The 15,312-nt window shown below is 58.1% G+C and carries 12 protein-coding genes and 1 tRNA gene; 9 read left to right on the top strand and 4 right to left on the bottom strand.

The window, feature by feature from the left end; all coding sequences use genetic code 11:
* Nucleotides 1-88 precede the first annotated feature (88 nt).
* The gene (locus tag AC2FGC_RS22935) at nucleotides 89-541 is read left to right on the top strand and encodes an SRPBCC family protein (protein ID WP_058279316.1); all 453 of its coding nucleotides are present in this window, start codon (nucleotides 89-91) and stop codon (nucleotides 539-541) included.
* 103 nt (nucleotides 542-644) lie between these two features.
* Here AC2FGC_RS22935 and AC2FGC_RS22930 read toward each other — a convergent pair.
* Nucleotides 645-731, bottom strand: a tRNA-Leu gene (locus AC2FGC_RS22930).
* Nucleotides 732-929: 198 nt separating this feature from the next.
* Here AC2FGC_RS22930 and AC2FGC_RS22925 point away from each other — a divergent pair.
* Nucleotides 930-1,913: a complex I NDUFA9 subunit family protein gene (locus tag AC2FGC_RS22925; protein ID WP_496727319.1), complete on the top strand. Its 984-nt coding sequence runs from the start codon at nucleotides 930-932 to the stop codon at nucleotides 1,911-1,913.
* Here AC2FGC_RS22925 and AC2FGC_RS22920 read toward each other — a convergent pair whose 3' ends face one another.
* Nucleotides 1,914-2,717, bottom strand: coding sequence for an undecaprenyl-diphosphate phosphatase (locus AC2FGC_RS22920; RefSeq protein WP_496727321.1), 804 nt, complete (start codon nucleotides 2,715-2,717; stop codon nucleotides 1,914-1,916).
* Nucleotides 2,718-2,946: 229 nt separating this feature from the next.
* Here AC2FGC_RS22920 and AC2FGC_RS22915 point away from each other — a divergent pair, with 229 nt between their 5' ends.
* The 7 genes from AC2FGC_RS22915 to AC2FGC_RS22885 all read left to right on the top strand — a co-directional run bounded on the left by AC2FGC_RS22915 (nucleotide 2,947) and on the right by AC2FGC_RS22885 (nucleotide 14,182).
* Nucleotides 2,947-4,380: an NAD(P)-dependent oxidoreductase gene (locus AC2FGC_RS22915; RefSeq protein WP_109313050.1), complete on the top strand. Its 1,434-nt coding sequence runs from the start codon at nucleotides 2,947-2,949 to the stop codon at nucleotides 4,378-4,380.
* 26 nt (nucleotides 4,381-4,406) lie between these two features.
* Nucleotides 4,407-4,841 (top strand): GFA family protein, encoded by a 435-nt coding sequence (locus AC2FGC_RS22910; protein ID WP_109313051.1) that lies wholly within the window; start codon nucleotides 4,407-4,409, stop codon nucleotides 4,839-4,841.
* Entirely contained in the window at nucleotides 4,838-9,370 is a 4,533-nt protein-coding gene (gene gltB, locus AC2FGC_RS22905; protein WP_496783548.1) for a glutamate synthase large subunit, read from the top strand. The genes AC2FGC_RS22910 and gltB overlap by 4 nt, the downstream gene beginning before the upstream one ends.
* 161 nt (nucleotides 9,371-9,531) lie before the next feature.
* Nucleotides 9,532-10,266: a monofunctional biosynthetic peptidoglycan transglycosylase gene (gene mtgA / locus AC2FGC_RS22900; protein WP_472722454.1), complete on the top strand. Its 735-nt coding sequence runs from the start codon at nucleotides 9,532-9,534 to the stop codon at nucleotides 10,264-10,266.
* A 58-nt stretch (nucleotides 10,267-10,324) separates the two neighbouring features.
* Complete coding sequence (gene fzlA, locus AC2FGC_RS22895; RefSeq protein ID WP_058275204.1) at nucleotides 10,325-10,990, top strand: FtsZ-binding protein FzlA; 666 nt, start codon at nucleotides 10,325-10,327, stop codon at nucleotides 10,988-10,990.
* Nucleotides 10,991-11,068: 78 nt separating this feature from the next.
* Nucleotides 11,069-12,106: a tRNA epoxyqueuosine(34) reductase QueG gene (queG, locus tag AC2FGC_RS22890; protein ID WP_496783542.1), complete on the top strand. Its 1,038-nt coding sequence runs from the start codon at nucleotides 11,069-11,071 to the stop codon at nucleotides 12,104-12,106.
* Nucleotides 12,107-12,178: 72 nt separating this feature from the next.
* Complete coding sequence (locus tag AC2FGC_RS22885; protein ID WP_496727329.1) at nucleotides 12,179-14,182, top strand: hydantoinase/oxoprolinase family protein; 2,004 nt, start codon at nucleotides 12,179-12,181, stop codon at nucleotides 14,180-14,182.
* A 30-nt stretch (nucleotides 14,183-14,212) separates the two neighbouring features.
* Here the strand turns inward: AC2FGC_RS22885 and msrA are convergent, their stop codons facing one another.
* Together msrA and msrB are read right to left on the bottom strand one after the other, a co-directional pair.
* A complete protein-coding gene (gene msrA, locus AC2FGC_RS22880) occupies nucleotides 14,213-14,722 on the bottom strand; it encodes a peptide-methionine (S)-S-oxide reductase MsrA (RefSeq protein ID WP_496727330.1) in 510 nt (169 codons plus the stop codon).
* Nucleotides 14,719-15,168, bottom strand: coding sequence for a peptide-methionine (R)-S-oxide reductase MsrB (gene msrB / locus AC2FGC_RS22875; RefSeq protein ID WP_170563837.1), 450 nt, complete (start codon nucleotides 15,166-15,168; stop codon nucleotides 14,719-14,721). Before msrB ends, msrA begins: the two co-directional genes overlap by 4 nt.
* Nucleotides 15,169-15,312: the final 144 nt, after the last annotated feature.

The following is a 15,312-nucleotide window of genomic DNA, read 5'->3' as shown; positions in this document are numbered from 1 at the left end:
GCCCGCGCGTCCCGAACAAACTCCGGAAGAGGCGACAGAGACCGCGCTTCTGGTTTATCCAAGATGCTGTTGAACAAAGGAAAGTTGAATGGAACTGAGTGACGAAGTCCGCATCTCTGCGCCGCGGGATGTTGTATACAAGGCTCTGAATAATCCCGAAATCCTGCAGGAATGCATCCCAGGGTGCGAAGAGCTGATCCAAAATTCACCCGAAGATCTGGAGGCCAAGGTGGTCTTGAAAATCGGCCCCGTCAAAGCCCGGTTTGCGGGCGCTGTGACGCTGGACACTGCCAATGCACCGGACGAGTTTTCCTTGACCGGGGAAGGCAAGGGCGGTGCCGCCGGATTTGCCAAGGGTGGCGCAGACGTGACGCTGACTGAAGATGGGGACGAAACCGTTCTGGCTTATACAGCCAAGGTCGAGGTTGGTGGAAAAATCGCCCAACTGGGCAGCCGCCTAATCGCTGGTACGGCGAAAAAGCTGTCGGGCAAATTTTTTACCCGGTTTGGCGAAGTTGTTTCAGAACAATCCGTCACTTAAGGCGCGTGACAGGGCCGGTGAATGGACCGGCCCGCGTCAGATCACATCCCACGGAAACTCAATTCCGGTAAGAGAATATCAGTGGTTTGATTTTAAGGGGATTTGGTGCCCAGGAGAGGACTCGAACCTCCACGTCCATACGGACACTAGCACCTGAAGCTAGCGCGTCTACCAATTCCGCCACCTGGGCAGGTGTCGTGGAGGGGCGTTTAAGCCCACTGGCTGGAAGGGTCAACCAGATTCGGGAAGATTTTTGAAAGTTTTTTCCTCGCATCCAAATTCAGCTTGAATTGGTTGGTTTTTTCGCTGGTGCGCGGCGTTATTGCGCCTTGTTTGAAAAGGCTCAGAGAGCTACATCGAAAGAGGACCCACAAGCAGGAGCCCTCTCATGTCTAAAATGGTCACGATTTATGGCGGATCGGGATTTGTCGGTCGGTATATTACGCGGCGCATGGCGAATGAAGGGTGGCGTGTCCGGGTGGCGGTGCGGCGTCCGAATGAGGCGATGTTCGTCAGGCCCTACGGTGTGGTCGGCCAGGTCGAACCCATTTTGTGCAACATCCGTGATGATGCCTCGGTCGCTGCTGCAATGCACGGGGCAGACGCGGTGGTAAATTGCGTCGGCGTGCTGAACGAGCTGGGCAAGAACGCCTTTGACGCCGTGCAGGCCGATGGGGCCGAGCGGATCGCGCGTTTGGCGGCCGAACAGGGTATTTCTCGGATGGTGCATATCTCAGCCATCGGAGCGGACGCCGAGTCCGACAGTCATTATTCGCGAACCAAGGCACATGGTGAGGCCGGTGTGCTGACCCATATGCCAGATGCAATCATCCTGCGGCCGTCTGTAATTTTCGGGACCGAGGACCAGTTCTTCAACCGGTTTGCCGGGATGACCCGGATGGGACCTTTCCTGCCGCTGGTCGGAGCTGAAACCAAGTTCCAGCCGGTCTATGTGGATGACGTGGCCAAGGCAGCCGTTCAGGGTGTTTTGGGTCACGCTGAGCCCGGTGTGTACGAATTGGGCGGGCCGGAGGTAAAAACCTTTCGCGCGTTGATGCAGCAGATGCTTGATGTGATTTACCGACGCCGAGTGATCATCGGAATGCCCTTCTTTGTGGCCCGCATAATGGCTGGCGTGTTGGACATTGTTAAATTCGCCAGCTTCCAGTTGTTCCCGAACCACATCCTGACGCGCGATCAGCTGAAAAACCTGCGCCGCGACAATATTGTGTCCGACGGGGCCAAAGGATTTACCGATCTTGGGATCGAGCCAGCGACACTGGAATCCGTACTGCCAGATTACCTGTGGAAGTTCCGTCCCTCGGGTCAGTACGACGACATCCAGAACTCGGCCAACAATCTGCGGACCTGATCAGCTATAGGCGATTGCAAGCAGGATGGCACCCAGGATCACGCGGTAGATCACATAAGGTGTAAAGCTGACACTGCGCAGCAGGCGCATCATCAGGGTCAGAGCCAGCAGAGCTGAGATAAAAGCAAAGAAGGCCGCGATTGCCCCGTCTCGGGCCAATTGGGCGTCTGCTTCGCGGATCACGTCAACCGACAACAAAACGCCTGAGGCAAGAATGGTCGGGATCGACATCAACATCGCGATCCGCGCGCCATCCTCTCGCGTATAGCCCAGTTGGCGCGCGCCGGTGATCGTAATGCCCGATCGGGATGTTCCCGGTATCAGGGCGAGAACCTGCCACAGCCCCATGATCAACGCATCGCGCAGACCCCATTCGCTTGCTTCTTTGGTCTGCGGCCCTTTTTGATCGGCCCAATACAGAACGAGGCCAAAAACCAGCATGGTCCAGCCAATGACCGCCATTGACCGAAACGCCTCGATCAGGCCGGTTTTGAACAGAATAGCCCCGACAATCACGGTGGGAATCGTGGCGACTATCAGACCCATGGCCAGCTGCGCCTGTGGTGTGTCGGCCCGTCCGGTCAACGCCTGCGGCAGTCCGGAGACCGCCTGTTTCACATCGGACCAGAAATACAGAATCACAGCGCCCAAAGTGCCCACATGCACGGCCACGTCGATGGCCAGGCCTTGATCGTCCAGTCCGGTCAGGCTGGGTAGCAGTATCAAATGACCAGATGAAGAGATCGGCAAAAACTCAGTGATACCCTGAATAATCGCCGCGAGAATCAATTGAAAAAGACCCATCTGCCCCGCCGTGTTGTGGTCACGTCTTTGTTTGCCCAATGGGTATAAGTGCTCTGTGGAAAAGGAAAGCGTGCATATAGGTCCGAATCGGAACTAAAAATCGCATTTAATTTCAAACCTCCACCAAATTTTCCCTCGATTTTCGAATTTAGGTCAGTACAGTTGACTTTTCATCCAATCTTTCATCTCTTAAAGAGACGTGACCAAGCCAATTCATGGAGTTTGACCCGTGGCCAAGCAACCGATGCTGAAATTTGTGCAGATCGACCGCGTCATGCCCGAAAAGCGTGCCGCCGATGACCGCAGAGAAGATTTTGATGAAATCTACGCCGAATTCGCAGCAGAGAAGGCCAAGGAGCAAGCCAGCCGATGCAGTCAATGTGGTGTTCCATACTGCCAGTCGCATTGCCCACTGCACAACAACATCCCTGACTGGCTGCATTTGACGGCGACGGGGCGTTTGGAAGAAGCCTACCAAACCAGTCAGGCCACCAACACATTCCCCGAGATTTGTGGCCGAATCTGCCCGCAGGACCGCCTGTGCGAAGGCAACTGCGTGATCGAGCAATCGGGCCACGGCACGGTCACCATTGGCACGATTGAGAAATACATCACCGACACCGCCTGGGACAAAGGCTGGGTGAAGCCCACCGCTCCGGGTGCCGAGCGCAGCGAAAGCGTCGGCATCATCGGTGGCGGCCCCGGCGGTCTGGCTGCGGCTGACATGCTGCGCCGCGCGGGCATTCAGGTCACCGTCTATGATCGTTATGATCGTGCGGGTGGTCTGTTGATGTACGGCATTCCGGGGTTCAAGCTGGAAAAAGACATCGTGCAGCGTCGCAATGACCTGCTGGCAGATGGTGGTGTAGAATTCGTGCTGAATTGCGACGTCGATGCCGCCAAGTTCGAGGAAATACGCTCCAAGCATGATGCAGTAATCATTGCGACAGGCGTGTACAAATCGCGCGATCTGTCTATGCCCGGCAGCGGTCTGGCTGGAATCGAAAAAGCCATCGATTTCCTGACCGCCTCGAACCGCAAAAGTTTTGGCGATGACGTCGAAGATTTCGACAATGGCCGCTTGAATGCCGAAGGCAAGAAGGTGGTCGTTATTGGTGGCGGTGATACCGCGATGGACTGTGTACGGACTTCGATCCGGCAAGGCGCCACGTCGGTCAAATGCCTCTATCGTCGTGACCGGGCGAACATGCCGGGTTCGCAGCGCGAAACCCAAAACGCCGAAGAAGAAGGCGTGGTGTTTGAATGGCTGAGCGCGCCCAAGGGCTTTACCGGCGACGACACCGTTGCAGGCGTGATGGTGCAGAAGATGCGTCTGGGTCAGCCCGATGCGACCGGCCGTCAGGCACCAGAGGTGATCGAAGGCGCGGATTATGTCGAAGATGCCGATCTGGTGATTAAGGCGCTGGGCTTTGAGCCTGAAGACCTACCCACCCTGTTCGGCCAGCCCGACCTGCCCGTCACCCGTTGGGGCACCGTCAAGGCAGCGTTCGAGACTGGCGCGACCGAGATGGACGGCGTCTATGCCATTGGTGACATCGTGCGCGGTGCCTCTTTGGTGGTCTGGGCCATTCGTGATGGTCGCGACTGCGCCGATGCGATTATTGATCGCTTCAACGCCAAGGCTGCCATCGCAGCCGAATAACCCTAGCCCAGCGACAGGAGGGTCTGATGCCCGAATTGCAAGGTCAATGCATGTGCGGCGCGGTCACGGTGACCGCAACTCCGGCGCGGGATTCGCTGGGAGCCTGCCATTGTGATCAATGCCGTCGCTGGACCAGTTCGATGCTGGTAACCTTCGCGGCCGAGCCCGGCTATGCCGCCTTGGGACCGGTCAAGACCTACACCTCGTCGGAATGGGCCGAGCGGGCGTTTTGCTCGGACTGTGGTTCGGCGTTGTGGTACCGGATCACTTTGCCGGGCGAGATGCACGGACAAACCCAAATGGCTGCCGGTCTTTTCGACGACACCGGCAACCCGCTGAAACTTGAACTTTACATAGATAAAAAGCCCGAGGGCTACGCGTTCGCAGGAGAGCGCCGGCAGATGACCAAAGCCGAGGTCGAAGCCATGTATGCCCTGCCGGAAGAAGGAGACAGCCAATGACCAAATATGATGCCGATTGGGTGCGGGCCGAAGAAGCCAAGCGCAAATGGATGGCCGAAAATGGTCTCTATTCCGAGGATGAAGAGCATTCTTCATGCGGCGTAGGTCTTGTGGTTTCGATTGACGGCAAAGCGTCGCGTAAGGTGGTGGATGCCGGGATCGACGCGCTCAAGGCAATCTGGCACCGCGGCGCGGTGGATGCAGACGGCAAGACGGGTGATGGCGCGGGTATCCACGTGCAGATCCCGGTTCCGTTTTTTTATGACCAGATCCGCCGCACCGGGCATGAGCCGCGACTGGATCAACTGATTGCGGTTGGTCAGGTCTTTTTGCCGCGCACCGATTTCGGTGCGCAGGAGCAGTGCCGGACCATTGTGGAAACCGAAGTCCTGCGTATGGGCTATTACATCTATGGCTGGCGTCATGTGCCGGTCGATGTGACCTGCTTGGGTGAAAAAGCCAACGCCACCCGCCCTGAGATCGAGCAGATCCTGATCTCGAACTCAAAAGGTGTGGATGAAGACACGTTTGAGCGTGAGCTTTATGTGATCCGTCGCCGCATCGAAAAGGCGGCATTGGCTGCCGGGATTTCAGATCTGTATCTTGCCTCGCTCAGCTGCCGATCGATCATCTATAAGGGAATGATGCTGGCCGAGCAGGTCGCGGTGTTCTACCCCGATTTGATGGACGAGCGCTTTGAAAGTGCGTTTGCCATCTACCACCAGCGATATTCGACCAATACGTTCCCGCAGTGGTGGCTGGCACAGCCTTTCCGCATGCTGGCCCATAACGGCGAGATCAATACGCTGAAGGGTAACATCAACTGGATGAAAAGCCATGAGATCCGTATGGCGAGCGGCACCTTTGGTGACTATGCCGAGGACATCAAGCCGATCATCGCAGGTGGTTCGTCGGATTCGGCGGCTCTGGACTCGGTATTCGAGGTTCTGGTGCGTGCGGGTCGTTCGGCCCCAATGGCGAAAACCATGCTGGTGCCGGAAAGCTGGTCCAAGCAGGCGGTCGAGCTGCCGCAGGCATGGCGCGATATGTATTCCTACTGCAACTCGGTGATGGAGCCGTGGGACGGCCCTGCCGCACTGGCGATGACGGATGGTCGTTGGGTCTGTGCGGGACTGGACCGGAACGGGCTGCGCCCGATGCGCTATGTCGTAACTGGCGATGGTCTTGTAATCGCAGGGTCCGAGGCCGGGATGGTGCCGATTGACGAGGCCACCGTGACCGAAAAAGGCGCCCTTGGCCCGGGTCAGATGCTGGCCGTCGACATGAAGAAGGGCAAGTTGTTCCGCGACACACAGATCAAGAACAAACTGGCCCGTGCGCTGCCATTTGGCGAATGGGTTGGCAAGATTCACGATCTGGATGCCACGCTGGCAGGCGTGACCGAAACCCCGATTTTCTCGGGTGAAGAACTGCGCAAGCGTCAGATTGCAGCGGGTTATTCAGTAGAAGAATTGGAGCAGATCCTCGCCCCGATGGCGGAAGATGGCAAAGAGGCGCTGGCCTCGATGGGTGACGATACGCCCTCGGCGGTACTGTCCAAGCAATACCGCCCGCTCAGCCATTTCTTCAGGCAGAATTTTAGCCAGGTGACCAACCCGCCGATCGACTCTTTGCGCGAATACCGCGTGATGTCTTTGAAGACGCGGTTTGCGAACCTCAAGAACGTGCTGGATGAGGACAGCAGCCAGACCGAGATTGTGGTTCTGGAAAGTCCCTTTGTCGGCAACGCGCAATGGGACAAGCTGGTTGAAAGCTTTGATGCCCCGCTGGCCGAGATCGACTGTAGCTTTGAGCCCGGCCAAAACGCACTAAGCGAGGCGTTGGCCCGTGTTAGAGCCGAAGCGGAAGAGGCCGTTCGGTCCGGCGCTGGGCATCTGGTGCTGTCTGACTTGAACTCGGGCGCAGGTCGTGTGGCGATGCCCATGATCCTTGCCACAAGTGCGGTGCACTCACACCTGACCCGTCAGGGCCTACGGACATTCTGTTCGTTGAACGTACGCTCGGCGGAATGTGTCGACCCGCACTATTTTGCCGTTCTGATCGGTTGTGGTGCGACCGTTGTGAACGCCTATCTGGCCGAGGATTCGCTGGCCGACCGTATTGATCGCGGCCTTTTGGACGGGACCCTGACCGAAAATGTCGCCCGCTTCCGCGAAGCGATCGATCAGGGCTTGTTGAAGATCATGGCCAAGATGGGAATCTCGGTAATCTCGTCCTATCGCGGCGGCCTGAATTTTGAGGCCGTTGGCCTGAGCCGTGCGATGGTGGCCGAATACTTCCCTGGAATGACCAGCCGGATTTCCGGCATCGGCGTCACGGGTATTCAGACGAAGGCCGAGGAGATCCACGCCAAGGCATGGGATAGCGGTCTGGACGTGCTGCCCATCGGAGGGTTCTATAAGGCGCGTAAATCGGGTGAGACCCACGCGTGGGAAGCGACCTCGATGCATATGATGCAAATGGCTTGTAACCGCGCGTCCTATGAGCTGTGGAAGCAATACTCGGCCAAGATGCAGTCGAACCCGCCGATCCATCTGCGTGACCTGATGGACTTTAAACCGCTGGGCAAGCCAATCCCGATTGAAGAGGTCGAGTCGATCACTTCGATCCGCAAGCGGTTCGTCACGCCGGGCATGTCGCTGGGTGCGTTATCGCCCGAGGCGCACAAGACGCTGAACGTGGCGATGAACCGGATCGGTGCGAAATCCGACTCCGGCGAGGGTGGCGAAGACCCGGCACATTTTGTGCCGGAGCCCAATGGCGACAACCCGTCGGCCAAGATCAAACAGGTCGCTTCGGGCAGGTTCGGTGTGACCGCCGAATACCTGAATCAGTGTGAAGAACTGGAGATTAAGGTCGCTCAGGGTGCCAAACCCGGTGAAGGCGGTCAGCTGCCGGGCATGAAAGTTACCGACCTGATTGCGCGACTGCGCCATTCGACCAAGGGTGTGACCCTGATCTCTCCACCGCCGCACCACGATATCTACTCAATCGAGGATCTGGCGCAGCTGATCTACGACCTGAAACAGATCAACCCGCGCTGCAAGGTTACCGTGAAACTGGTGGCGTCTTCGGGTGTTGGCACGATTGCCGCCGGTGTGGCCAAGGCCAAAGCGGACGTGATCCTGATTTCGGGCCACAATGGTGGCACCGGGGCATCTCCGGCGACCTCGATCAAATATGCCGGTCTGCCGTGGGAGATGGGCCTGACCGAGGCACATCAGGTTTTGGCGATGAACAACCTGCGCGACCGCGTGACCCTGCGAACCGATGGTGGCTTGCGCACCGGTCGTGATATCGTCATGGCTGCGATGATGGGGGCCGAGGAATACGGTATCGGCACCGCTGCTCTGATCGCGATGGGCTGTATCATGGTGCGTCAGTGCCAGTCGAACACCTGCCCGGTCGGTGTGTGTACGCAGGACGAATCCCTGCGGGCAAAGTTCACCGGTAATGCCGATAAGGTCGTCAACCTGATCACCTTCTATGCACAGGAAGTGCGCGAGCTGCTGGCCAGCCTCGGTGCGCGGTCGATTGACGACATCATCGGTCGGGCCGATCTGCTGGCGCAGGTCAGCCGCGGTTCGGCACATCTGGATGATCTGGACCTCAACCCGTTGCTGATCACGGTCGATGGTGCCCATAACATCGTCTACAACCGCGACAGAGACCGGAACGCGGTGCCTGATACACTGGACGCGGAAATCGTGCGCGATGCCGCCCGGTTCCTGAAAGACGGCGAGAAAATGCAGCTGTCTTATGCGGTACAGAACACGCATCGGACCGTGGGCACGCGAGTGTCCAGCCATATCGTGCAGAATTTCGGGATGCGGAACACGTTCCAGCCGGACCATTTGCACGTGAAACTGCAAGGCTCGGCCGGTCAGTCGCTGGGGGCCTTCGCGGCCCCGGGTCTAAAGCTCGAGGTGTCGGGTGATGCCAACGACTATGTCGGTAAAGGCCTGTCCGGGGGCACAATCGTCGTGCGTCCGCCGCAGGTCAGCCCCCTGAAAGCCGACGAGAACACCATTATCGGCAACACCGTTCTTTACGGCGCAACCGATGGACACCTGTTTGCGGCCGGCCGCGCGGGTGAGCGGTTCGCGGTTCGGAACTCGGGCGCCACTGTGGTGATCGAGGGCTGTGGCTCGAACGGCTGTGAATACATGACCGGTGGTATCGCGGTGATCCTGGGTGGCATCGGTGCCAACTTTGGCGCAGGCATGACGGGCGGTATGGCTTATCTGTACGACCCCGAAGGCAAGGCCCGACAGCTGATGAACATGGAAACGCTAGTGACCTGTCCGGTGACCGTCGACCATTGGGAAGATCAGTTGAAATCGCTGATCGAAACACATCAGGCTGAAACCAACAGCCGCAAGGCCGCCGACATTCTGCAACATTGGGAGGTCGAAAAGGCCAACTTCCTTCAGGTTTGCCCGAAAGAGATGCTGAACAAGCTCAGCCATCCTCTGACAACCGAGGCAACTGCTGTTCCCGCCGAGTAGGCGGAAATAGTAAGACTAAATCAGAACCCCGCGTGTCACCAAGGACACGCGGGGTTTTCAATTTACGTCCCGGACTTGCCTCGGATTACTTACCCGCGCAACGCTCAGGCCACGAAACATAAACCGTTCCAAACCCGTCCACAGCGTCGTATAGCAACACAATGGCAAGAAAAGCAGCGCGCAAGTCGAGCAAAAAGAAAAGCAAGGCGTCTAAATCAAAAAAGCCACTGATCCCGTGGATTCGCCGTTGGGTCACAAGCATCGCCTTGGGCGTTGTGGCTTTTGTCGTGGGTTTGGTCCTGCTTTACTCGGTGGTTAATCCGCCGGTGACTCATACAATCTGGTCGGAATGGCGACGATTGGGGAAGGTCGAGCGCGAGTGGGTGCCGATCGAAGAAATTGCCCCGGTTATGGGCAGATCTGCGGTTGCCGCCGAGGACGCTAATTTCTGCCTGCATTGGGGCTTTGACGTTGAAGCAATCCGCGATGCGCTGGAAGATGGCGGCAGTCGAGGGGCCTCGACCATTACACAGCAGGTCGTGAAGAACGTGTTCCTGTGGCAGGGGCGCAGTTGGGTGCGCAAAGCGTTTGAAACGTCGATTACGCCCGTCGTCGAAATCTTCTGGAGCAAACAGCGGATTCTGGAGGTCTATCTGAACGTTGCCGAGACCGGACAGGGGGTATTCGGGGTCGAGGCCGCGGCACAGCGGTATTACGGAACAAGTGCGGCCAAGATGTCCCCAGTACAGGCGGCACGGCTGGCGGCGATCCTGCCTTCGCCTCGAAACAGATCCGTCACAGACCCATCGGTTCGGACCCGCAGACGGGCAGCATCCATACTGGATGGGGCGGCCACCATCCGCGCAGATGGTCGCGCGGATTGTTTCGAGGATTGAAACCCTATGCCTCTCAAGGCTAAAGCTGGGGGGTATTCACTGGTTCGATTGGAAGATTATGGCGCGTCTGTTTCATGTTCCCCTGTCCCCGTATTGCCGCAAGGTGCGCCTGTCGCTTGCGGAAAAGAAGATCGAGGTTGAGCTAGTCGAGGAACGATACTGGGAACAAGACCCGGATTTCCTGCGCCGCAACCCTGCCGGGAAAGTACCGGTATTGCGTCTTGATGGGCAGGTCATGGCGGAAAGCGCCGCCATTTGTGAGTATATCGAAGAAACCCGCCCTGAACCTCCGCTGATGCCGAAAAAACCCGAAGCGCGGTACGAGGTGCGGCGTTTGGTTGGCTGGTTCGATGACAAGTTCCATCACGAAGTGACATCGAGACTGCTGTATGAGCGTGTTAACAAAAAGGTGACGGGCGAGGGCTATCCCGACAGCAAAAACGTCAAGGCGGGTGCAAAGGCGATCAAGTATCATCTGGACTACATGGCTTGGCTGCTGGATCATCGGCGCTGGCTGGCAGGTGATCAGATGACACTGGCCGATTTTGCAGCTGCTGCGCATCTGTCTGCGCTGGATTACATCTCGGACGTAGATTGGAACCGTTCTCAGGCGGTCAAGGATTGGTATGCCAAGATCAAGTCACGGCCTGCGTTCCGGTCTATATTGGCAGATCAGGTTCCTGGGTTCCGGCCACCGCCGCATTACGCCGATCTGGATTTCTGATAGGGTGAAGGTTCAGGGGGCTGTCGGCCCCCTCTTGGCCCGGTGTGCCAATTCACCCCCGAGGATATTTGCAGCCAGATGAAGAGCGGATCAGGTCTAAAAGAAATGCTTGTGGCGCAGGCGCTGAGCGAGGGGTTTGTATCCTGTCGCATTTGCCGGCCTTGGGACGTGCCCGAGGTGCCGTCGCGCTTGCAGGCGTTTTTGGATGCCGGGTACCACGGGCAGATGGGGTGGATGGACGAACGGACCCATTGGCGTGGCGATCCGGCCGCATTGTGGCCCGAGGCGCGGTCGGTGATCATGTTGGCCGAGAGCTATACGCCCGAGCATGATCCGACTGATGTTTTGAACCACCCGGACAAGGCAGCGATTTCTGTTTATGCGCAGAACAAGGATTACCACGATCTGGTCAAAAAGCGGCTGAAACGGCTGGCGCGCTGGTTGATTGCGGAAGCGGGTGGAGAGGTAAAGGTCTTTGTTGATACCGCGCCTGTTCCGGAGAAGGCTTTGGGCCATGCGGCAGGGCTGGGCTGGCAGGGAAAACACACCAATCTGGTAAGCCGCGACTGGGGAAATTGGGCCTTTTTAGGCTCTGTTTTTACGACGTTGGACCTGCCTGCAGACATGGCTGAATCTGACCATTGCGGTAATTGTCGAGCTTGTTTGAGCGCCTGTCCGACGGATGCGTTTCCCGCGCCGTATCAGTTAGATGCGCGGCGATGCATTTCATATCTGACGATCGAACATAAAGGGCCGGTCGACGAAGAGCTGCGCCAAAAGCTGGGAAACCGGATTTATGGATGCGACGATTGTTTGGCCGCGTGCCCGTGGAACAAATTCGCCATCGCAGCGAGCGATGTGCGGTATGCCGCACGTGATGATCTGAAAGCACCGCCGTTGGCCGAGCTTGCTGTGTTGGATGATGCAGCGTTTCGGGCCAAGTTCTCGGGCTCGCCGATCAAGCGGATCGGGCGGGATCGGTTTGTGCGCAATGTTTTGTATGCAATTGGAAACTCGCACCAGACTGATCTGATGACTGTGGCCCAGTCGCTGGTCGATGACCCCGATCCGACTGTGGCGGATGCCGCGCGCTGGGCGGTGAAACGATTGTCGTAAGTGACGCAAACAGGCTGGACGTGTCGGTCCAAACCGCTACACCCGTGAACAGCGAACAGGAAGGAGATCCCGATGGCGTTGGCTTTGGGGGTGGATACGGGTGGAACCTATACGGATGCGGTGCTGATCCGGGACGAGAAAGAGGTGATCGCCTCGGCCAAATCCCTGACCACACGCGCCGATCTTGCAATTGGCGTCGGCAGGGCGATCTCGGCCGTGTTGGATCAGGCGCAGGTTTCGCCGGACCAGATCTCGATGGCGTCCTTGTCGACAACATTGGCGACGAACGCCTTGGTCGAAGGGCAAGGTGGTCGAGTCGCGCTGATTTACATCGGGTTTAAGGAAGCAGACCTTAAGAAACATGGGCTGCGGGATGCGCTGAAGGGTGATCCAGCGCTGGTGATTGGCGGTGGGCATAGCCACGCCGGGGGTGAGGCGGCGCCATTGGATGTCGATGCGTTGGAAGCCTTTTTGGCGTCGCACAAAGATGTTTCTGGGTTTGCGGTTGCCGCGCAGTTCGCAACGCGGAACCCGGCGCATGAATTGCATGCCGCGCGTGTCATTGCCGAAAAAACCGGGGCACCGGTTACGTGCTCTCATCAGTTGTCGGCCAAATTGAACGGCCCGAAGCGCGCGGTCACGGCGGTTTTGAATGCGCGTTTGATCGGCATGATCGACCGTTTGATCGGTCGGGCGCAGGATCAGTTGATTGATCTGGGCATCACCGCACCGATGATGGTCGTGCGCGGCGATGGTGCCCTGATGAGCGCCGAACAAGCGCGGGAACGCCCGATTGAGACCATCCTCAGCGGGCCGGCGGCTTCGATTGTTGGGGCAAGCTGGTTGACAGGGGCCGAGAATGCACTGGTGTCCGATATTGGCGGCACCACGACAGATGTTGCGCTGATTCGGGATGGCAAACCCGCGATTGACCCAGCGGGCGCGCAGGTCGGCGGATTTCGTACGATGGTTGAGGCGGTTGCCATGCGCACCCACGGACTGGGTGGAGATAGCCAGGTGCATGTGGTGACCGAAGGGCTGGGCGGCGGCGTATTTCTGGGGCCACGACGGGTGCTGCCGGTATCTCTGATCGCGTCAGAAGCACCCGAGGTTGTTCACGGCGTTCTGGACACACAGTTGCGGGCAACAACCGTGGGAGAGCATGACACGCGGTTTGCCCGCCGTGTTCCCGGTATCAATGCCGACGGGTTGGGTGCGCGCGAAGAGGCCTTGTTGGACAGGCTCGGTGAAAATGTCCTGCCCCTGAGTGATCTGTTGCGCACCCGAATGGAGAACGGTGCCCTGTCGCGTCTGGTGGATCGCGGAATCGTTCAGGTGTCGGGTGTGACACCATCGGATGCCAGCCATGTTCTGGGTCGATTGGATGTCTGGGACGCGGAAGCCGCCCACAAGGCATTGGAACTGGTGGCGCGCAAACGTGTGGGGACGGGTGACAGGCTAGCCGGCAGCCCCGAACAACTGGCACAGATGATCGTGGATCAGTTGACCGAACAGACGTCTTTGACCTTATTAGAGACTGCTTTTGCCGAAGAAGCTGACGGTTTTGGTCTTGCACCTGCTGACTTGGCCCGGCACGTTTTGACGCAAAAAGGGCTGGCAAGGCATCGCGGCTTAATCGCGCTGGACGCATCGCTAAACGTGGATGTCGTGGGCCTCGGCGCATCCGCCCCCAGCTATTATCCGGCTGTCGGAGATCGCCTGCATTGCACCATGATCCTACCGGAACACGCCGGTGTGGCCAACGCGATCGGAGCAGTTGTTGGTCGGCTTACGCTGCGTCGAACAGGAACCGTGACGTCACCGTCTGAAGGGCGTTACCGGGTTCATTTGGAGGAAGGGCCGCAGGATTTCACAGAATCCGAAAAGGCCTTGGAACTGTTGGAGACGGTTTTGCGGGATCAGGCCGAGGGTGCAGTGCGACAGGCCGGAGCGGCAGATATCCGGGTGGTCGTCGACCGCGACATCCGCACTGCGCGCATCGAAGCGCAGGACGTGTTTGTCGAAGCGATGATCACGGTCGAAGCCAGCGGACGCCCAAGGGTGGCCTCAGGTTAGCCCCCCTCGCGGGAAGGAGGGCCAATTCGGTTATTCAGCCGCGCTGCGCTTGGGCAGAACCCAATCGGGGCGCGGGAAGTGGCAGGTATAGCCGTTGGGAATACGTTCAAGGTAGTCCTGATGCTCGGGCTCAGCCTCCCAGAAATCGCTGACGGGTTCGACCTCGGTCACAACCTTGCCGGGCCAGATGCCGCTGGCGTTTACATCGGCAATTGTATCCTGGGCCACTTGCTTCTGGGCGTCGTCCACATAGTAGATGGCCGAGCGATAGCTCATCCCGCGATCATTGCCCTGACGGTTAACGGTTGTCGGGTCGTGGATCTGAAAGAAGAACTCGAGCAGGTCGCGATAGGTAATTTGCGCTGGGTCGAAAATGATCTCGATCCCTTCGGCATGGGTGCCGTGGTTGCGATAGGTGGCGTTCGGCACGTCACCGCCAGTATACCCGACGCGGGTGCTGGAAACGCCGGGCAATTTACGGATCAGGTCCTGCATGCCCCAAAAGCAGCCCCCGGCCAGAACAGCGCGTTCATTGGTCATTGGATTTCCTCCACATGGATCAGGTATTCACCGTACCCTTCGGCCTCCATCTCATCGCGATGAATGAACCGCAAGGAGGCGGAGTTGATGCAATAGCGTAGCCCGCCGTGTTCGCGTGGACCGTCGGGGAATACGTGCCCCAGATGACTGTCGCCATGTTTCGAGCGGACCTCGGTCCGGATCATGCCAAGCGTGCGATCTTCAATCTCTTCGACATGCTCGTGCACGATGGGCTTGGTAAAGCTTGGCCAGCCACATCCGGATTCGTATTTGTGGGTCGAGGCAAATAGCGGTTCGCCCGAGACGATATCGACGTATATGCCCGGCTCCTTGTTTCCCAACAGTTTTCCAGTGCCGGGGCGTTCGGTGCCGCTGCGTTGGGTGACGTGGAATTCCTCAGGTGAAAGAGCGGCAATGGCCTCGGGGTCTTTGGTGTAGCGGGTCATGGCTTCTCCGGTGTTGATGTGACTTGGACCTTTATTTGGGCATACTGGGGCGAAAATCAAAATCATATTTCAGCTTGCTCGCGTTCTCGTGCGGGTGATCCGAATGCCAAACGCACGCGTAATTCACAATAAAGGAGGTGACAC

Source organism: Ruegeria sp. CDSC054, from assembly GCF_059610645.1.
The sequence above is the reverse complement of the archived record's forward strand: the minus strand, read 5'-3'. Positions and strand labels throughout refer to the sequence as shown.